The 18130-nt window shown below is 56.1% G+C and carries 19 protein-coding genes; 8 read left to right on the top strand and 11 right to left on the bottom strand.

The genetic code is table 11. The annotated features are described in order from the left end of the window. The first annotated feature begins 9 nt into the window (after nt 1-9). Nucleotides 10-624 carry a hypothetical protein gene (locus ACR0B3_RS00660; RefSeq protein ID WP_170720205.1) on the top strand — a complete coding sequence of 205 codons (615 nt, stop codon included), beginning with the start codon at nt 10-12 and terminating at the stop codon, nt 622-624. An 85-nt stretch (nt 625-709) separates the two neighbouring features. Further along, nucleotides 710-1408, top strand: a complete 699-nt coding sequence (locus ACR0B3_RS00665; RefSeq protein WP_480807424.1) for an alpha/beta fold hydrolase — start codon at nt 710-712, stop codon at nt 1406-1408. On the opposite strand, the gene ACR0B3_RS00670 is transcribed toward ACR0B3_RS00665, so the two are convergent. Together ACR0B3_RS00670 and phaZ are read right to left on the bottom strand one after the other, a co-directional pair. Continuing rightward, nucleotides 1405-1989 (bottom strand): DUF6151 family protein, encoded by a 585-nt coding sequence (locus tag ACR0B3_RS00670; RefSeq protein ID WP_480807425.1) that lies wholly within the window; start codon nt 1987-1989, stop codon nt 1405-1407. The genes ACR0B3_RS00665 and ACR0B3_RS00670 overlap by 4 nt on opposite strands. Next, nucleotides 1986-3257: a polyhydroxyalkanoate depolymerase gene (gene phaZ, locus ACR0B3_RS00675; protein ID WP_480807426.1), complete on the bottom strand. Its 1272-nt coding sequence runs from the start codon at nt 3255-3257 to the stop codon at nt 1986-1988. Before phaZ ends, ACR0B3_RS00670 begins: the two co-directional genes overlap by 4 nt. A gap of 111 nt (nt 3258-3368) precedes the next feature. On the opposite strand from phaZ, the gene ACR0B3_RS00680 reads away from it, so the two are divergent. From ACR0B3_RS00680 to ACR0B3_RS00695, 4 genes are all read left to right on the top strand, one after another. Continuing rightward, nucleotides 3369-5171 carry a PHA/PHB synthase family protein gene (locus ACR0B3_RS00680; protein WP_480807427.1) on the top strand — a complete coding sequence of 601 codons (1803 nt, stop codon included), beginning with the start codon at nt 3369-3371 and terminating at the stop codon, nt 5169-5171. A gap of 132 nt (nt 5172-5303) precedes the next feature. After that, complete coding sequence (locus ACR0B3_RS00685; RefSeq protein ID WP_039536858.1) at nt 5304-5750, top strand: phasin family protein; 447 nt, start codon at nt 5304-5306, stop codon at nt 5748-5750. Nucleotides 5751-5885: 135 nt separating this feature from the next. Beyond that, a complete protein-coding gene (gene phaR, locus ACR0B3_RS00690) occupies nt 5886-6440 on the top strand; it encodes a polyhydroxyalkanoate synthesis repressor PhaR (protein WP_170719922.1) in 555 nt (184 codons plus the stop codon). Nucleotides 6441-6448: 8 nt separating this feature from the next. Further along, nucleotides 6449-7225: a trypsin-like serine peptidase gene (locus ACR0B3_RS00695; protein ID WP_480807428.1), complete on the top strand. Its 777-nt coding sequence runs from the start codon at nt 6449-6451 to the stop codon at nt 7223-7225. Here ACR0B3_RS00695 and ACR0B3_RS00700 read toward each other — a convergent pair. The 5 genes from ACR0B3_RS00700 to ACR0B3_RS00720 all read right to left on the bottom strand — a co-directional run bounded on the left by ACR0B3_RS00700 (nt 7213) and on the right by ACR0B3_RS00720 (nt 13258). Further along, a complete protein-coding gene (locus ACR0B3_RS00700) occupies nt 7213-8412 on the bottom strand; it encodes a DegT/DnrJ/EryC1/StrS family aminotransferase (protein ID WP_480807429.1) in 1200 nt (399 codons plus the stop codon). The genes ACR0B3_RS00695 and ACR0B3_RS00700 overlap by 13 nt on opposite strands. A 112-nt stretch (nt 8413-8524) precedes the next feature. Next, nucleotides 8525-9829 carry an NAD(P)/FAD-dependent oxidoreductase gene (locus ACR0B3_RS00705; protein ID WP_480807430.1) on the bottom strand — a complete coding sequence of 435 codons (1305 nt, stop codon included), beginning with the start codon at nt 9827-9829 and terminating at the stop codon, nt 8525-8527. 12 nt (nt 9830-9841) lie between these two features. Then, nucleotides 9842-11200, bottom strand: a complete 1359-nt coding sequence (locus tag ACR0B3_RS00710) for a glutamine synthetase family protein (protein ID WP_480807431.1) — start codon at nt 11198-11200, stop codon at nt 9842-9844. Next, entirely contained in the window at nt 11200-11880 is a 681-nt protein-coding gene (locus tag ACR0B3_RS00715) for a type 1 glutamine amidotransferase (protein ID WP_480807432.1), read from the bottom strand. Before ACR0B3_RS00715 ends, ACR0B3_RS00710 begins: the two co-directional genes overlap by 1 nt. Nucleotides 11881-11938: 58 nt before the next feature. Beyond that, a complete protein-coding gene (locus ACR0B3_RS00720; RefSeq protein WP_480807433.1) occupies nt 11939-13258 on the bottom strand; it encodes a glutamine synthetase family protein in 1320 nt (439 codons plus the stop codon). Nucleotides 13259-13468: 210 nt separating this feature from the next. On the opposite strand from ACR0B3_RS00720, the gene ACR0B3_RS00725 reads away from it, so the two are divergent. Then, nucleotides 13469-14278 (top strand): M90 family metallopeptidase, encoded by an 810-nt coding sequence (locus tag ACR0B3_RS00725; protein WP_480807434.1) that lies wholly within the window; start codon nt 13469-13471, stop codon nt 14276-14278. Here the strand turns inward: ACR0B3_RS00725 and ACR0B3_RS00730 are convergent. The 4 genes from ACR0B3_RS00730 to ACR0B3_RS00745 all read right to left on the bottom strand — a co-directional run bounded on the left by ACR0B3_RS00730 (nt 14275) and on the right by ACR0B3_RS00745 (nt 17604). Then, nucleotides 14275-15081: an ABC transporter permease gene (locus ACR0B3_RS00730; protein WP_480807435.1), complete on the bottom strand. Its 807-nt coding sequence runs from the start codon at nt 15079-15081 to the stop codon at nt 14275-14277. The genes ACR0B3_RS00725 and ACR0B3_RS00730 overlap by 4 nt on opposite strands. Next, nucleotides 15078-15965 (bottom strand): ABC transporter permease, encoded by an 888-nt coding sequence (locus ACR0B3_RS00735; protein WP_480807436.1) that lies wholly within the window; start codon nt 15963-15965, stop codon nt 15078-15080. The genes ACR0B3_RS00730 and ACR0B3_RS00735 overlap by 4 nt, the downstream gene beginning before the upstream one ends. An 81-nt stretch (nt 15966-16046) precedes the next feature. Then, nucleotides 16047-16796, bottom strand: coding sequence for a transporter substrate-binding domain-containing protein (locus ACR0B3_RS00740; protein WP_480807437.1), 750 nt, complete (start codon nt 16794-16796; stop codon nt 16047-16049). Nucleotides 16797-16827: 31 nt separating this feature from the next. Next, complete coding sequence (locus tag ACR0B3_RS00745) at nt 16828-17604, bottom strand: ABC transporter ATP-binding protein (protein ID WP_480807438.1); 777 nt, start codon at nt 17602-17604, stop codon at nt 16828-16830. A gap of 366 nt (nt 17605-17970) precedes the next feature. Between ACR0B3_RS00745 and ACR0B3_RS00750 the strand changes: the two genes are divergently transcribed. Continuing rightward, nucleotides 17971-18126 carry a DUF5993 family protein gene (locus tag ACR0B3_RS00750; protein WP_480807439.1) on the top strand — a complete coding sequence of 52 codons (156 nt, stop codon included), beginning with the start codon at nt 17971-17973 and terminating at the stop codon, nt 18124-18126. Nucleotides 18127-18130: the final 4 nt, after the last annotated feature.

An 18130-nucleotide genomic window follows, 5' to 3' on the forward strand; every position in this document is an offset into this window, starting at 1 on the left:
CCGGGCAGTATGTGGAGCCTTGAAACGTTGGGTCGGGTGCGCTTATCCCGGCATTTCTTTATGCGGGATTTCCTGTATTCCGAGATCGGAAACTTTCACGCGCGCCAGAACATCCCGGACGATCCTGATCTTGCGATCGAAACTGGACGTGCCTTTTGCGAAACGCTGATGGATCCGCTGGAGGAGACTTTTGGCCGTGTCGCCGTGCGCTCGGGCTATCGCTCACGATCTCTGAATCAGTACGGAAATGAGAACAAGCTGAATTGCGCCCGCAACGACAACCCGTTGGAGTGCCACATCTGGGATTGGGATGACGGCGATGCGCGCGTGGCCGGAGCTTCGGTGGTGATCCCGTGGTTTGCCGACCGCTACGCAAAGGGGCGAGATTGGCGGGATCTTGCCTGGTGGATGCATGACCATCTGGACTACTCAGAGATTTGGTTTTTTCCGAAACTCTGCGCGTTCAATCTGGTGTGGCGGCCTAAACCTGCTAGGCGCATCGACAGTTATATCGCGCCGCGCGGCTGCTTGTTGCGGCCCGGGGCTGAACCCAACGAACCACTAGCCCAAAGGCAGGCTCGGTACGCAGATTTCCCGCCATTCCGTGCTATTAAATATCCCTGAAGTTCGGCTTGCCAGACGTTGGCAAAGCTCTCATTCTGGAACAAAACAATAGAAACGAGCGGAGGGCGCCGAGGTGATTGAGCCAATGGTTTTGCTGCCCGGACTGATGTGTAACGCTAGGCTATTTCGTGCGCAGATCACCGCTTTGTCGCAAGAAAGAGCGGTCATGATCGCGCCAATCACTGGCGGCGAGCGGCTTGAAGAGATCGCCTCGGGTCTGCTGGATCAATTGCCGCATCGGTTTGCGCTGTGTGGGTTTGATCTCGGCGGTAGCGTCGCGCTTGAAATTGTGCGGCGTGCGCCAGAAAGGGTGTCTCGGCTTTGTCTGATCGCAACAGATGCGCAGGCCGACACGCCTCAGATCGCAGCAAGCCGCGAAGATCTGATTGTTGCGGCGCAGTCTGGTCGACTAAGCGATGTGATGCGCAAGGTAATCGGTTCCGATATATTGGCCCCCGGGGCACAACGCATTCCGATCCTGAACGATGCTCTGCAAATGGCCGAGGATTTGGGCCCGGATGTGTTCGTGCGCCAGATGCGCACTTTGCAGCGTCGTCCCGATCAGCAGGGCGCGTTGCGCCGCGTTCAAGCGCCGACCTTGATCATTTGCGGTACCCATGACGCGGAAAATACTGTTCGGAAGCAATCCTTTCTGGCCGACCTTATCCCGGATGCAAGGCTACAAGTGGTTGACGAAGCAGGGCATTTTCCAACGCTGGAAACGCCCGAACGCGTAAATGCAATGTTGCAGGATTGGTTGAAGACGCCCTTGCGGCTGACCTAGTCGTAGAAAGCCGCGCGTTCTTCTTTAGTCAAAATGGTCGGCTGCGCGACTGGTGCACCCGTCTCGGGCTTGAAGAAAGGGGTTAGTTTCCAGCTTCCGGACAGGCGTGATTTCAGAACGCGTTTCAGCAAGCCAAAGGCGGCATAGCGAACTTTTTCATGAGATTGCTTGCCATTAGGTCCGGGCACGAACCCACGTGTGGTAACGGGGCCCAGACTGCTGGCGTCAGGGATGCGTTTAACGATGAAACCGGCAAACGGAAACTTGGGGGTCAACGGTGTCGTTGCCAGCGGTGCGTTGCAGCATTTGGCATACCATCTCAGCATACCCTTGGGGCTTAGCTGCATCGCGGCAAGATGTTCTGCGCCGGTTTCGATCACGATCTCTTCCGGTGCCATCTGGAGAATCTCGATCGGTCCGGGTGCTGGGTCTGGCTGATTGAAGTACAACTGAGCAGCGCGGCAATCGTGGCAGAAACACACAACATGCGTACCGGATTTCACGCCCTGTTGCGTGATGTGCCCGGTGAGCGCACCACAATCGCAGCTAAAGGAGAGATCCTTTGCCGTGGTACCCGTCATGCCACTTTGTTGCTATTGGCTGCGCGACGGCGTGGTTTGCGGCTATTTTCATTCATGAAATCAATCACAAGCGGGCGAATGTTATCGCGCCAGCTGCGGCCAGCAAAGATACCATAGTGGCCTGCTCCGGGCTCCACATGGCTGGCTTTCTTGCTGTCCGGCAGACCGGTGCAAAGATCAAGTGCGGCTATGCACTGACCAGGGGCCGAGATATCATCATTCGCGCCTTCGACCGATTTGACAGCAACGTCGGTGATCTTGCCGATATCGACCTTGTGGCCAGCAACCACAAACTCGTTCCTGGCAATCTCTCGGTTTTTGAAAATCCGCTCGACTGTCGACAGATAGAACTCGGCCGTCATATCCATCACGGCAAGATATTCATCGTAGAACCGGTTATGGGCATCATGCTCTGAGGCTTCATCACGAACGACACGAAGGATCTGATCGGTGAACGCTTTGGAGTGGCGTTCCGCGTTCATCGACATGAACGAGGCAAGTTGTAAAAGCCCCGGATAAACCATCCGGCCAACGCCTTTGTATTTGAAACCAACCCGCTGGATCATGGTTTCTTCCAATTGGCCCATTGTCACACGACGCCCGAAATCAGTGACTTCGGTTGGTGTTGCGTCGGGGTCGACCGGGCCGCCGATCAGCGTCAGCGTACTGGGCTGCGCTTTGGGCTCGACTTCGGCTAGATAAGCGGTCGCAGCAAGCGTCAGAGGTGCGGGCTGACAGACGGCCACAACATGAGTGTCCGGCCCTAGCTCTTTCATAAAATCGACAAGGTAGAGCGTGTAATCCTCGACATCGAATTTACCTTCGGAAACGGGGATATCGCGCGCGTTATGCCAATCGGTGATGTAGACTTCACAATTGACCAGCAGGCTTTTGACAGTCGAACGAAGCAGCGTGGAGTAGTGGCCGGACATCGGCGCCACCAGCAAAACCTTGCGAGGCTGTTCTTCACGACCATTGACGCGGAAATGGATAAGGTCGCCGAAGGGGCGCTCCATCACGGGTGTAATATCAACAAGATGGTCCTTGCCATCTTCACAGGTGAACGTTCGAATGCCCCAATCGGGTTTGACGACCATGCGCTGAAAAGTACGTTCGGTCACTTCACCCCAAGCGGCCATCCAGTTGAACGCAGGGTTGGGTGTCATCGAGAAAACGGGATAGGACGCCATTGCGCTTGCAGTTGCACCAAGCCACTGGTTGGTGTTACGCATGGTTTCCATCAAGTCGTAGGTCAGCATGTAGCGCATCGAATGTGTCTCCTCGGTATCGGCTTGAGAGTCTGGACCATTCGCCGCTTTGCCCCCCGACGCCCACGACGTTATTCTGCATAGCAGCGAGATTACGGGGATATTGTTAAAATGACAACTACCGACGGCCAAGCACCTAAATTGACTGAAGAAAATATTGAAAAAATTAAAGAAAATATGGGCAGGGTCGAAGACCTGTCCAGACGGCTGGTCGAAATCATGGCGAGCAAGTCCTCGCATACCCCCGCTTTAGACGGTCCGAATCAAGAGCTTTTCGCAAAAGCAGCAACTGCCTATTGGGCTGAGGCCTGGCAGAACCCGACAAAGCTGTTGGAACAACAAATCGAATATTGGGGGAAGTCAGTTCTCAACTTTGCCGAAGCGCAGAAGGCGCTGACCTCTGGTGAAGATGAGCAGCCTGAGTCCACGATCAAGGACAAGCGGTTTTCCAATCCGATGTGGGACTCCAACCCCTATTTTCGCCTTATCCGTCAGCAATACCAGACCAACGCCGAAGCAATCTCGCAAGCTGTCGCATCGGTTGATGACATAGATGCCAAGGACAAGCAGCGCCTTCAGTACTTCTCGCAACAGATCATTGACATGATGGCGCCGACCAACTTCCTGGCGACCAACCCGGATGCACTGGAAAAGGCAATCGAGACCGAGGGTCAGTCACTGATCAAGGGGCTTGAGAACCTGGTGGCAGACCTTGAGGCAAATGACGGCGAAATGGTTGTTCGGCTGGCCGACGAAAGCGCCTTTGAGATCGGCGGGAATATCGCGACAACACCCGGTGACGTTGTTTATCGCAACCGGATGATGGAACTGATCCAATACAAGCCGGTGACTGAAACGGTGCACGAAACACCGATTGTTCTGTTCCCGCCCTGGATTAACAAGTTCTACATATTGGACCTGAAGGCCCAGAATAGCCTGATCAAATGGGTCACCGAGCAGGGTTACACCTTGTTTGTGGTCAGTTGGGTGAATGCGGACAGCTCGCATGCCGATATCGGGATGGAGGATTACATTCAGGAAGGGTTCCTGACTGCCATCGAAGAGGCCAAGAAGATCTGCAAGGTCAAACAGGTCAATGCGGTGGGCTATTGCATTGCGGGTACGACGCTTAGTCTTACGCTATCACTGTTGAAGCAACGTGGCGACAAATCTGTCAAATCCGCCACGTTCTTTACGACCCTGACAGACTTTGGAGAGCAGGGCGAGTTTACGCCCTTCCTTCAGAATGATTTTGTTGACGGGATTGAAGAGCAGGTCTCGAAAGACGGCATTCTAAAGGCGTGGATCATCGGGCGCACGATGTCTTTCCTGCGTTCAAGGGATCTGATTTATACCCCTGCGATCCGCAGCTACATGATGGGTGAAACACCGCCAGCCTTCGATCTGCTGTTCTGGAATGGAGACGGGGCCAACCTGCCTGGCAGGATGGCAATTCAATATCTGCGCGGTCTGTGCCAGAGCAATGATTTTGTCGCCGACGGGTTCGAACTGATGGGGCATAAGCTCCATATCAAGGATGTGGACGTGCCTTTGATGGCCATCACCTGCGAGACGGACCATATCGCCGCCTGGAAGGATTGCTATCGCGGTGTGCAGCAGATGGGTTCGAAGAAAAAGACCTTCGTGGTCTCAGAATCCGGCCATATCGCGGGTATCGTAAATCCACCCAGCAAGAAGAAATACGGCCATTACACCAATCCTGATCTCAAGTCAGATGCCGATACCTGGCTGAACGAGGCCGACTTCCACGAAGGGTCATGGTGGCCGATGTGGGAGGCATGGTTGAAAAAGCGGTCAGGCAAGCAGGTTCCTGCCCGAGATACCGGCGATTCGGATCATCCGCGCCTGTGTCCAGCACCGGGGACCTATGTTTTGGTCAAGGCAAACCGCTGATTTCATTCTGAAACTGAAATTTTTCTGCGCTGCAGCAAGAAAAAACTTGCAATGCTGCGATGCAGCAATCATATTATCTTCAAGCTGATGAGAACCGGGGTGGGCCCGGAACGGCTAGAAGGATTTAGGACAATGGCAAAGACCCAAGACTTTACCGCGACCCTGAAAGACATGATGGGCGCGTTCCCGGTTGACACAACCGCTCTGGAAGATGCATTCAAATCGACCGCTTCGCTGAACGAAAAGCTGTCGGGTGTTGCTCTGGACGCAGCTGAGAAATCGGCTGAAATCTCGAACAAATGGACCAAAGAAACTCTGGCCAAACTGACCGAGATGTCGAAAGCAAAAACCGAGCCTGCGGATTACGCAAAAGCCGCAACCGACTTCGCAAGCGCGTCTGCTGAAGTTGCTGCTGAAAACATGGCTGCGTTCGCAGAAATCGCGAAAAAAGTTCAGACCGAAACTGTTGAGCTGCTGATGGCGGCTGGCAAAGACGCTGCAGAAGATGCAACCGCAGCAGTCAAAAAGGCCACCAACGAGGTGACCGCTGCCGCAAAGAAAGCAGCAACCACCAAGTAAGATAAGACTGCGAATTAGCACCCATTCCTCCCAAATGGTGCAATCGCTGGGGCAGGTCTTTTGACCTGCCCTTTCTTTTTGTTCTGCAGTCGCATAACCTCTGCTGCAATGCATCATCCTTGGGGAGGGTACAGGGTGCCAGAACAAGATAAACCGCTGCTGATCAAGCGCTATGCCAGCCGTCGGCTGTATAACACCGAGACCAGCGATTACGTGACGCTTGAAGATATCGCCGGGTTTATCCGCGAAGGGCGCGAAGTTCAGATCATTGATCTGAAAACCGGTGATGATCTGACCCGTCAATATCTGCTTCAAATCATAGCCGAACATGAAAGCCGCGGTGAAAATGTGCTGCCTATCAACGTGCTGAATGATCTGGTGCGCAGCTACATGGTGCCGGGCGGAGGTATGATGCCGCAATTCCTGCAAAGCTCGTTCGAAATGCTGCGCGAAAGCCAAACCAAGATGATGGAGAACATGAACGCCATGAACCCGATGTCGCAGATGCCGGGGTTCGAGGCGATGCAAGCGCAGCAAAAAGCGTTCCTCAAAGCCATGACCGGTGGATTGGCCGGAAATTGGTCCGGCGGCGATGAAGAGGTTCAGGCGACATCAGAACCCAAAGAGGATCTGGATGACATCAAGAAGCAACTCGCCGAGCTGCAGCAAAAGCTTTCGAAGCTGAGCTAACCCGAGCCATGCGCTGGCTGGCTGTGCTATGCGCGATGATCTGGGCCCAAACAACGCTCGCTCAGGGCCAGTTCAAATCGGTGTGGGAGCCGATTTGTACCATGGGTCAGGATACCGCCGAAGGCTGCGATGATATTCGCGCCCGCGAAATTCTGGATGCGTCCGCAGAGCCATGGCGCGCCATTGGGCGCGTTAATTTTGCCAGTCGTAGCCAGCGCTCGCACTGCACTGGCGTGCTGGTATCGGAACGTCTGGTACTGACCGCTGCGCATTGTCTTTACAACTCTGCCCGTAACACCTGGATCCCGCCGTCAAGTATCCGCTTTGCAGCGGGTTATCATCGCGGTGAAGCCTCTGCTGCATCACCGGTTGCCGCCTATTATTTGGATTCAGAACAACGGACCGAAGGCACGTTCAACAACCGCGCCGATCTTGATTGGGCCGTTTTGGAATTGGCTGACCCAATTGGTGAACAGGTTGGTTATCTGGATATTTACAAGGCGGTTCCGCAGACTGGTTGGTTCGCGGGCTATGCGGGTCTGCGACCTCATGTGCTGAGCCGAACTGATACATGCGCATCCGAACCAGCAGGGCAAGGCTTAATGCACACCATTTGCCCGGTCATGATGGGAGATTCCGGTGCTCCGTTTCTGGTGCAGACCGAAGCCGGACCCGCTGTCGCCGGAATATTGTCGCGCATCGCACCAACCCCCGAAGGCATTGATGCGCTGTTTTTGTCTACCCAGCAGTTTGATGCGGATGTCTTGCTGCGTCAGGTCCCATAAACCGGCATTGGCCCGACAACCTCGCCAACAGATGCCAGCAGGATGTCGGTGATCACGTCCAGCTCTTCACGCGTCAGGCGAACGGGTAGACGTACATCGCAGGCTCTCATCAGCATCGCGCGTGTTTGAGGCAACTCGAATCTCTCGGGCAGGAACTGCCAGTTCCAGAAGGCCCGTGCATTATCCTGACTTAAGCCAAAGACCTGAACCTTGACGCCGCGCGCCTCAGACGCCTCAGCAAAGGCGCGGATTTCATCGTCGCTGAGGTCCACCAGATTGAACTGAATTGAATCCGGTGCCCGCTGTTCAGGTGCCAGAGGCGCCGGGACATCGATATAAGGCGACGTGTTCAAGCGTTCGGCTACATAGTCATGGTTTGCCAACCCGTCACGCGCACGGCGCGCAAGTTCGGGTATCTGCGGGCGGATAACGGCCGCGCTCAGATTGCTCATCCGCAGGTTATACAACGGCAATTGGTTTTGCCATTTGGCAAAGGCCTGCTCAAGCTCGGGCGAGCCTGTGTGCTTTTTCCAATTATGCTCGTAAGCACCCGACATGATCACCGCGCGTGCCACAAGATCAGCGTCGTCGCTGACCAGAATGCCGCCTTCGCCCGCATTGATCATCTTGTAGGACTGGAACGAAAAGCAGCCTACTTTGCCAATGGTGCCAATATTGCGACCATGCCAAGTTGTGCCTAGCGAGTGTGCGGCGTCCTCGATCACCGGAATGTCGCGCGCGATACATAGCTCCATGATCGCGTCCATATCCGAGGTGTGGCCGCGCATATGGCTGATGATCACAGCCTGAACGCTGTCCAGCTTGGCCGCGAAATCGACCACGTCGACACGATAGTTTTCGCCAACTTCACCCAGAACCGGGATGCAATCTGCGTGCACGATGGATGAGGGGACGGCTGCAAAGGTAAATCCGGGAATCAGAACCCGCGCATCGCGGGGTAAACCCAGCGCCTTGAGCGATAGAAACAGGGCGGCAGAACAGGACGAAACCGCCAGCGCGTATTTCGTGCCAAGCAATTCGGCGAACTCGGATTCCAGCAGGGCGACAGGCGCATCCTGCGGTGCGGTATATCGAAACAGATCGCCTGATTGCATCAGGGCATCAATGGCGTCTCTTGCGGCTGCGGGGATGGGTTCGGCTTCATGAACGTTGGGTACAAGCGTCATATTTGGATTTCCCGAATTTTATCTTTGGGAAATATAAATTCAAAGCGCTGGCAAGCCAAGTCCCATTTCGCTAAGTCGGCGAGATTTCACCAAAATGTCGTAAAGGACGTGCTCAGACGCCAAGCCGGTCGCGCATCGCGTACCAGGTCATGGCCAGCACCAACAGCGGTGACCGTAACGCAGGACCGCCCGGAAAAGGCAGGGCAGGCACGCGAGCCATGGTGTTAAACCCCTCGGACTGGCCCTGAATTGCCAGTGCCATCAATTGCCCCGCATGGGTCGCAGTGCCAACACCGTGTCCGGAATAGCCCGAGGCGGACAGAATGTTCGGAGCCAGCCGGGTCAAATACGGCATGCGCCGCATGGTAATACCCAGCGTGCCACCCCAAGCATAGTCGATTTTCACGTCGCGCAAATGCGGGAAGATCTCGGTCATCGGTTTGCGGACTTTCGCGGCAATGTCTTGGGGGAAGCGATAGCCATAGCTCTCGCCGCCACCAAACAGCAGCCTGCCATCCGCGCTGAGCCGGAAATAGTTCACCACGAACTTCGTATCCGCAACCGCAATGTCCTTGGCCAAGACGTTCTGAGTCTCCTCGCCCAAAGGTTCTGTCGCCGCGATGAAGTTGTTGATGGGCATCACGCGCGATGCAACCTGTCGGTTCAGATCACCCAGATAGCCATTGCAGGCCAGAATGACGTGATCTGCAGTCACATTGCCTTTGTCCGTGCGTACTGTGACGCGAGAACCCTGATCAATACCAAGAACTTCGGTGCCTTCAAACAGCCTCAGCCCAGCCTTGACGGCGGCGCGCGCAAGACCGAGTGCGTAGTTCAGCGGATGCAGATGTGCCGCTCCGTTATCTAAATATCCTCCCGCATAAGCGGGTGAAGGGCAAAGTTTGCGCGCGGCTTCGGCACCCAGAGGTTCAATTTGATCGTAGTTATATCTGCCCGATAGATGCGAAGCGTGATCGTGCAACTCAGCCCGCTCGGAATCATTGAACCCCAGAACCGCAATACCGGGTTTGAGATCACAATCGATCTGGTGCTTTGTGATCAGCGATTTGACCAGATCCTTGGCATCCTCGGCCAGATCCCACAGCTTTGACGCATCCGCGTCACCCACAAGCCGCTCAAGATCTTCCTGATCCAAACGTTGCGCGCTGCCCAATTGCCCGCCATTGCGCCCGGATGCGCCAAAGCCCGCGCGATGGGCTTCCAGCAGAACAACATCGAACCCGGCCTCAGCCAAATGCAAAGCAGCCGAAAGCCCTGTGTAGCCACCTCCAACGATACAAACGTCCGCCGTTTGCTCGCCCTCAAGCGCAGGAAAGCGATCGAACGGATGTGCCGTTGCGGCGTACCAACTGGGCGGGAACTCCGCCTTGCGGTCATTGGAATACAGCAGGTTCATTGCGTCGACGCCTTAGACATTCATCAGCAGATGCTCACGCTCCCACGGAGAAATAACCTGCAGGAATTCTTCGTACTCTGCGCGCTTGACGATGCTAAAGACACGGGCAAATTCCGGGCCCAGCACCTTGTGCAGCGCTGTGGCTTCGTCGAACAAATCCAGTGCGTTGCCCATGACTTGCGGGATGTCACCTTCGCCTTCGTAGGCATCGCCATAGAACTGCCGACGTGGTCGTTCTTGTTCGATCAGGCCCAGATAGCCGCAGGCTAGCGAAAGCGCGATGCCCAGATACGGGTTGCAGTCCATCCCCGCGATGCGGTTTTCAACCCTGCGCGCTTCGGGGCCGGACAATGGCACGCGGATGCCCGTGGTGCGGTTGTCCCGCGCCCATTCCAGATTGATCGGTGCGGCGTGGTCTTTCACATAGCGGCGATACGAGTTCACATAGGGCGCCATCACCGCCAGCCCGGCGGGCAGATGGTTCTGCAGCCCGGCGATGAAGTGATAAAACGCATCCGTTTCTCCGCCTTGCGGGCCCGAGAATATGTTCTGGCCCGTCTCCATTTCGATGATCGAGTGATGGATATGCATGGCCGAGCCGGGCTCATCCTCAATCGGTTTGGCCATGAAAGTGGCAAAACAATTGTGCCGTAGGGCCGCTTCGCGGATCAGGCGCTTGAAGTAGAACACTTCATCCGCCAGCTTTACCGGATCGCCATGACGCAGATTGATTTCAAGTTGCCCGGCACCGCCTTCCTGGGTGATCCCGTCGATCTCGAAGCCCTGATGTTCGGCAAAGTCGTAGATGTCGTCGATCACCGGACCAAATTCGTCAACCGCAGTCATGGAATAGGCCTGCCGTGCCGCTGCTGGGCGGCCCGAACGGCCCATCATGGGTTTGATTCCTTGCGCTGGATCCACATTGGGGGCGACCAGAAAAAATTCCATCTCGGGTGCGACAACCGGTTTCCAGCCTTTGTCATGGTACATCTTCACAACGCGCTTCAGCACATTGCGCGGGCTGAAGGGGATCGGCTCTCCGTCCCGGTCGAACGCATCGTGGATGACCTGCAGCGTCCAGTCGCCCGTCCAAGGGGCGGCGGATGCGGTCGAAAAATCCGGCTTCAGGATCATATCGCGTTCGATAAAGCCGTCCTCACCCGCAGCCTCTCCCCAGTCTCCGGTGATGGTCTGGTAGAAAATGCTGTCGGGCAGGTGAAAATAGGATTGTTTGGCAAACTTCGACGCTGGAACCGCCTTGCCACGGGCGATGCCGGGCAGGTCCGAGATGATGCATTCAACCTCATCCAGTCGCTTTCCGTCGAAATAGCTGCGTGCTGCCTGTGGCAGTTGTTCTGTCCAGTCGGCCATCAGGCCCTCGCTTTCTTGAGAAAATCAGCCATGTAGCGGCCGATCTTGGCATTGTCATCCGGGGCATTCTGCCGGTTCGCAGCGGCCTGCATCAGTGAATCGGGTACAACGCCTTTGCCTCGGGTTTCCATCAAGCCTTGAATGAAGTCGTTTCCATATTCGGGATGGGCCTGCACGGTCCAGATCGTATCGCCATAACTGACCATGGCGTTTTGGCAAAAGTCATTCGTACCGGTAACCTCAGCGCCTTCCGGCAGCTTGGTCACTTGATCCTGATGCCATGCGTTCAGCGTAACGGTCTGATCGCCAACGCTGTATTCCGTACGTCCAACGGCCCAGCCGCCTTTGAACTTTTCTACTTTTCCACCAAGGGCTTGCGCGATGATCTGATGGCCAAAGCACACCCCGATCAACGGATTTCCAGTTCTTTGAATATCCCGGATCAACTGTTCAAGCGGCGGTATCCAAGGATGATCCTCATAAGCACCATGACGTGAACCCGTGATGACCCACCCATCTGCTTGAAGCGCATCTTTAGGGAACTCGCCATCGACCACGTTATACGTCTGAAACTCAAACCCATTTCCGCCCAGTAATGCGCGAAACATGCCATCATATTCCCCAAATTGATCATGCAATTCATCGGGTGGGTGGCCGGTTACTAGGATGCCGATTTTCATGATTCACCAAATTTGATCAAATTTACTCTAGCGGGGCTGAGCGAGGCGGGCAAGGGGCTCATACGCTCTCGAGATAGCTGAGCCAGTGGTCCTCGGGCGGACGATCGGCGAAACGCGCAATTTCCTGCCGTTTTGTCATCGCCATGTTGCGGATCAGATCGGCGGGAAAGATGCGCGCAACCAAGGGGTCGGTCTCAAACGCGGAAATGGCCGACGGCCAGTCAGGGGCGAGTTGCGGAAGGTTGGTAACTTCATAGGCATTCCCAGATATCGGGGCGGGGGGTTGCATGTCGTCTTCGATCCCGATCAGGGCTGCCCCCAGGACTGCGGCCAGCATCAGATAGGGGTTGATATCACCCCCGGCGACGCGATGTTCGATCCGCCGGGCGGCAGGTGCTCCGCCCGGAATGCGCAAGGCGGCGGTGCGGTTTTCATAGGCCCAACTGGCCCCGGTTGGAGCATGCGCACCGGGGACGAGCCGCGTGTAAGAATTGCCGTGTGGTGCGAATATCAGGGTCGATCCGGGCATTGCGGCCAGACATCCTGCAACGGCAGAGCGTAGTATCTCGGTGCCCTCATGCCCGCCGTTGTCGAAGACATTTTGACCTTTTGCATCGACGACTGAAAAATGCACATGCATCCCATTGCCCGCATCCTCGGCGTAAGGCTTGGCCATGAAGGTTGCCGTGAACCCGTGTCTACGGGCAAGGCCACGCGTCAAGCCTTTGAAAAGCCACGTATCATCGGCGCAGCGCAAAGCGTCCTGATGGTTCAGATTGATCTCGAACTGACCGATACCACTTTCTGATATGGCGGTTTGGGCGGGAATGCCCATCGCAGCACAACCATCATAGAGATCGGTAAAGAACGCATCAAACGCATCCATTTCAGCCATCGACAAGACGGCCTCGTCCTGAAGCCTGCGACCGGTGACGGGGTTGATCGGAGGCTGCGGCTGATCGCCTGAGGCGTCGAGCAGAGTGAACTCTAGCTCGGTGGCAGCGATGACGGACCAACTTCGCTGGGCATAGCGGTCCAAAATCGCCGACAGCGCGTGGCGGGGATCACCTGCAAAGGGTGTTCCATCGTCGTGATAGAGGCACATGGGCACCAATGCGGTGGCCGTTTCAAGCCAGGGCATCGGGACGGGGCCGCGCCCTGTCGGGCGCAAGGCACCATCGGCATCACCGCTTTCAAAAACCAGCGGACTGCCATCGATATCTGCCCCCCACAGATCGACATTCAGCGCCGAGAACGGCATTCGCACCGCCCCTTTATCCAGCTTCGTGGCATAGGATGGCGGCACGCGTTTGCCGCGCATTTGGCCGTTCAGGTCACAGGCGGCGACGCGAAATGTGTGCAGGGCGCTCAGGTCCATTTGGGGCTCCGTGGTCTTGTCACGAGAGGTGTAGAACAGGTTTTGGGCATTGTCACTAAATTTGATCAAATTTTCACACACTGCAATTTGGACAGTGACTTGAGCTGGAAATCATCTGACTTGTACAGGGTCCAAACCTGTTTTCTTCCGAGTTGTACAACTCTCAGTCAGTAGATTGTGCCTGTCGCGGGGATGCCTATAGTCACCTGTATGTTCATCTTTCTTACCATCGTGTTACTGATCGCAGGCGGGGTCGGCTATTACGTCTGGTCCAAGAGACAGGCGCGTGCTGCGCTATTGGCGACCCCACTGACGACGCATCAACGGGACATTATCGAACAGCAGGTCCCTATCATCCGGCGGCTGCCTGACGGGTTGCGCAGCCACTTGGATGGCAAGGTGAACCTGTTTCTGGATCAGGTGGATTTCTACGGCTGCGATGGGTTGGAAGTGACCGAGGAGATGGAGCTGTCAATCGCGGCGCAGGCCTGTTTGCTCGTGATCAACAGTGACATTTGGTATGACAACCTGACGACCATCCTGATCTATCCAAATGCATTCAAGTCAAAGCAGCAGCGGCGCTCGGGCTATGTTGTGTCAGAGAAAGAGATCGTGCGGACCGGGGAAAGCTGGGATCGCGGGCCGGTCATTTTGTCATGGGCGCACAGCCAGCAGGGCGCGCTGAACGACCGGGACGGGCAGAACGTGGTGCTGCATGAATTTGCGCATCAGATCGATGATCTGTCCGGGGGCACAAATGGCGTACCGATCCTGAGTGAAGGGCAGACATTCGCCGAATGGGAAAAGGTGTTCCTGACCGCCTATGACGCGCATGTCCATGCGGTTGAAAGCGGGCGGCGGACTGTCATCGATCCGTATGGCGCGACCGGGCATGAAGAGTTCTTTGCCGTCTCAGTCGAGGTGTTTTTTGAACGCCCGAAAGCACTGAAGCACGAGGTGCCTGAGGTCTATGAGCAGCTTTCGAAACTGTTCCGACTGAACCCGGTGGAGTGGGCTTAGCGCGCCAGGTTTAGTCGGAAGCGCATCTTGGCTTTCCGCTCGGCAGGCAGGTGGCGGTTCAGGCGTTTGTTGACCCTTCCGAAGCCCCAAACGATGACCAGCGTTAGCAGGATGAAATAGAACGCCAGAATCGGGTAGGGGATGAACGGGTTGAACGTCTTGTCCGCGAAGTAGCTGGCGTAATACAGCGCGTCTCCGCGTTGTTGCCATGCCGGGAAGGCCGAGAAGAAGACTAGCGTGGTGGATTGGAAGACAAAGATCGCCTCGTTCGTATAGGCGGGCCAGGCCAGCCGCAGCATGGTGGGCCAGATGATGCGGCGGAACCGCGACCAGCCGGACATGCCATAGGCATCCGCCGCCTCAATATCGCCTTTGGGGATTGAACGCAGCGCGCCATAGAAGATCTCACCCGAATAGGCGGAGGTGTTCAGGAACAGCACGATCAGCGCCCCTAGCCAGGCCGAGGTGAAGGCGTCGAACATCGGATAGGGCTTCTTCAGCGACAGGAAGAAGAAATAGGCAAAGAAGAACTGGATGAATAGCGGCGAGCCGCGGAACAGGAAGATGAACCACTCGGACGGTTTGCGCAGCCATTTGTTCGACGAGGCTTTGCCGACGGCGAGCGCGGTGGCGAGGAAGAATCCCGTGACCATCGCCATGATCCCGAAATAGATATTCCAGATCATGCCCGAGCCGATCAGCGTGAAGTGCTCGCACAGTGTGAAATCGGTTTTGGGCAACAGGCGCTCGCCGAAGCCCAGCGAACGGAGGCCGTAATCCTGAATGGTCTGGATGCAGCTCATGCGGTGGTCTCCTTGCGCAGAAGCTCTCCGCCCGATGTGGCCTGACCGTGGGACAGGCGGCGCATCAGTTTCTCAAGCCCGATCTCGGACACGCGGGTCATGCCGAGGTAAAAGATCAGCAGGGCGAGGAAGTACCACATGCGCCAGTCACCATGGGGGTAGTCGGTGAAACGTGATGTCTTGGTGCCGCCCAGTTCACGCGCCCAGTAGACGATGTCCTCGATGCCCAGCAGGAAAAGCAGGGGCGTAGCCTTGATCAGCACCATCCACAGGTTCGACAGGCCGGGCAGGGCGTAAACCCACATTTGCGGCACGAGGATGCGCCAGAACGTTTGGCGGCGGGTCATGCCATAAGCCGCCGCTGTTTCCAACTGGGCGTGGGGCACGGCACGCATGCCTCCGAACAGGACGTTGGCCGCGAAGGCACCAAAAACGATGGAGAATGTTATCACCGCAAGGAAGAAGCCATAGGTTTCATGCACCCATTCTGGCGCTGTGCCCAACGGCAGTTTGGCAGCCTGACAGACGAGGAAGTCATTGCCTTGCCGAACCGGTTCGGTCCAATCGGGGCAGAGCACCTTGTGGCGCAGCCATTCGAACCCCTGATCCAGAGCAATGACAAAGAACAGGAAGAAGGCAATGTCAGGCACGCCGCGCACGATGGCGATATAGGCTTTGCCCAGCCAGCTAAGCGGCGGGAAATGCGACCGGGCGGCCATAGCTCCGGCAAAACCAAAGCCTAGCGCGACGGGCGCGGTGACGGCCAGCAGGCCCAGCACCTTGAGGAAAGACAGGTAAAACGACCAGTGGACGCCATTGGTCAGATAGCACGAGAACCAGCGGAACGTGCCCAGCGTGTCAGGATCAGCGCAGTAGGAGAACATGTGGCGTCTTTCGAACGTCTTTACCGGCAAAGCCAGCGTCTCGGCCCGGCGCTGAGGCACCGGACCGGGATATGTTAGGAATTAGTTGGTGACGACTGAACCGTCAGCACCGTATGTGGCGGTTCCTTCACCGAACCACTTGGTTAGCATTTCGTTCAGTGTACCATCGGCTTTCATCGAGGTGATGGCTTCGTCGAACTTGCCGCGCAGCTCACCGTCGCTTTCACGCAGGCCCATGCCGACGCCACCGCCCAGTGGAACCGGATCCCCGACAAACACCAGCTCACCGCCCGATTCCTCGACCAACGGGACCAGATAATCGCGGTCTGCCAGAACTGCATCGGCTTCGCCGTTGCGAACGGCTGCGATGGTTTCTTCGGGGGTTGCAAACTCGACAAGGGTTGCGCCGGATTCGGCAACGTGGCCAGCCTGGATTGTGGCAGTTTGCGCCGCAACAATACCGCCTGTCACATCTGCCGCATCAGAAGTCGCAACGTATGCTGAAGCGGTGGGAGGATAGTAGTCTTGAGTGAAGTCGATGACCTCATCACGCTCGTCCGTGATCGACATGCCCGCGATGATGGTGTCGTAGTTGCCCGAGACCAGGTTCGGAATGATCGAATCCCAGTCGTTCTTGACCCATTCGCATTCCAGACCGGCGCGCTTGCACAGCTCGTCGCCAACTTCACGCTCGAAGCCGTCGATTTCACCCGCGTCATTGATGAAGTTGTACGGAGGGTAGGCGCCCTCGGTGCCCATGCGAACGGTGTCGGCCATGGCGATACCGGCGGTCAGCGCCAGTGCTGCAGTGGTCAGAATCAGGTTTTTCATTGTAACTCCCCTTATTGGTTCTGTCCGTTGGTTAAGCCGCCTGTGTGGCGGAGAGAAAGCCCCGGAGTCTTTCGGATTCAGGGGCGGCGAAAATGTCTTCGGGTGTGCCTTCTTCTTCGATCAGGCCTTGATGCAGGAACACGACGTGGCTGGAGATATCGGCGGCCATTTTCATATCGTGGGTCACGATGATCATGGTGCGCCCTTCGGCGGCCAGGTCCTTGATCACCTTGATCACTTCCTGTTCCAGCTCAGGGTCAAGCGCCGAGGTCGGTTCGTCAAACAGCAGTGCCTGCGGTTCCATACACAGCCCGCGCGCGATTGCGGCGCGCTGTTGCTGACCACCCGATAGTTGTGCCGGATAGACGTCACACTTGTCACCGATGCCGACCTTTTCCAGATATTTGCGCGCGCTATCCTCAACCTCGGCCCGGTCGCGGCCCAGAACGGTTACCGGAGCCTCCATCACGTTTTGCAGGATGGTCATATGGGCCCAAAGGTTGAACTGCTGGAACACCATCGACAGGTTGGTGCGGATTCGCAGCACCTGCTTGGGATCAGCGGGGCGGCGATGATGCTGGCTGCCGGACCATTGCACGGGTTCGCCCTTGAACAGGATCTCACCCTCTTGGCTGTCTTCCAACAGGTTGCAGCAGCGCAGAAGGGTGGATTTTCCAGATCCGGACGAGCCAATCAGCGAAACGACGTCGCCGCGATGGGCTGTGATGTCGACACCTTTGAGAACCTCGAGATTGCCAAAGCTTTTGTGGAGGTTCTTGATCTCAATGACGGGAGCGGTGTCTGTCACGGGCAGTCCAGATATGGTTGGTGTTGGTGCGGTAATAGGGCTTAAAAATCGGGCCAATGCAATGCGCAAATGACAAGTTCACGTGGCGAAATGGCCAAAATGGGCGGTCGCGCTGTCTAAACTGTCAGTTTGTTGGGCGCAGTATGTGACTCGTTGCATAACTATCGACGGGTCAGCCAGATCAATCTCTTGATTGTGGCCCTGGGATTCAGTTCACTGGATTTTGGATCAACCATGGTGATTTTTCGCGAAACCAAACTTGTTGAACTGACTTGATCCAATCGCCGAAACTGTTTGAATTTGGGAATAATTCGTTTTGGGTTAAAGATTGATATATACGAATTCAATTCACATAAGGGGCTTCTTGTGATTGCGCTTTTATTTGCATTATTCGCCGGCACGATGGTGCTGGCCTACTTTAAGCTGGTCAGAATTTCATACGCATTGTTCGTGCTGACACTTTTGGCGAGTACCTACTGGCTGAAGTTTCACGCCACGACTCCTCTAACCATACAGCTGTGAGGTC

The sequence above is a fragment of the Ruegeria sp. CE9 genome (genome assembly GCF_056537425.1).

Coding starts and splice junctions, on each gene's coding strand:
- ACR0B3_RS00685 (WP_039536858.1), top strand. CDS start 5,304: ATGGCAAAGACCCAAGACTTTACCGCGACCCTGAAAGACATGATGGGC.
- ACR0B3_RS00695 (WP_480807428.1), top strand. CDS start 6,449: ATGCGCTGGCTGGCTGTGCTATGCGCGATGATCTGGGCCCAAACAACG.
- ACR0B3_RS00720 (WP_480807433.1), bottom strand. CDS start 13,258: ATGGACCTGAGCGCCCTGCACACATTTCGCGTCGCCGCCTGTGACCTG.
- ACR0B3_RS00725 (WP_480807434.1), top strand. CDS start 13,469: ATGTTCATCTTTCTTACCATCGTGTTACTGATCGCAGGCGGGGTCGGC.
- ACR0B3_RS00710 (WP_480807431.1), bottom strand. CDS start 11,200: ATGGCCGACTGGACAGAACAACTGCCACAGGCAGCACGCAGCTATTTC.
- ACR0B3_RS00715 (WP_480807432.1), bottom strand. CDS start 11,880: ATGAAAATCGGCATCCTAGTAACCGGCCACCCACCCGATGAATTGCAT.
- phaZ (WP_480807426.1), bottom strand. CDS start 3,257: ATGCGCTACATGCTGACCTACGACTTGATGGAAACCATGCGTAACACC.
- ACR0B3_RS00670 (WP_480807425.1), bottom strand. CDS start 1,989: ATGACGGGTACCACGGCAAAGGATCTCTCCTTTAGCTGCGATTGTGGT.
- ACR0B3_RS00735 (WP_480807436.1), bottom strand. CDS start 15,965: ATGTTCTCCTACTGCGCTGATCCTGACACGCTGGGCACGTTCCGCTGG.
- ACR0B3_RS00680 (WP_480807427.1), top strand. CDS start 3,369: ATGACAACTACCGACGGCCAAGCACCTAAATTGACTGAAGAAAATATT.
- ACR0B3_RS00740 (WP_480807437.1), bottom strand. CDS start 16,796: ATGAAAAACCTGATTCTGACCACTGCAGCACTGGCGCTGACCGCCGGT.
- ACR0B3_RS00730 (WP_480807435.1), bottom strand. CDS start 15,081: ATGAGCTGCATCCAGACCATTCAGGATTACGGCCTCCGTTCGCTGGGC.
- ACR0B3_RS00705 (WP_480807430.1), bottom strand. CDS start 9,829: ATGAACCTGCTGTATTCCAATGACCGCAAGGCGGAGTTCCCGCCCAGT.
- ACR0B3_RS00665 (WP_480807424.1), top strand. CDS start 710: ATGGTTTTGCTGCCCGGACTGATGTGTAACGCTAGGCTATTTCGTGCG.
- ACR0B3_RS00660 (WP_170720205.1), top strand. CDS start 10: ATGTGGAGCCTTGAAACGTTGGGTCGGGTGCGCTTATCCCGGCATTTC.
- ACR0B3_RS00700 (WP_480807429.1), bottom strand. CDS start 8,412: ATGACGCTTGTACCCAACGTTCATGAAGCCGAACCCATCCCCGCAGCC.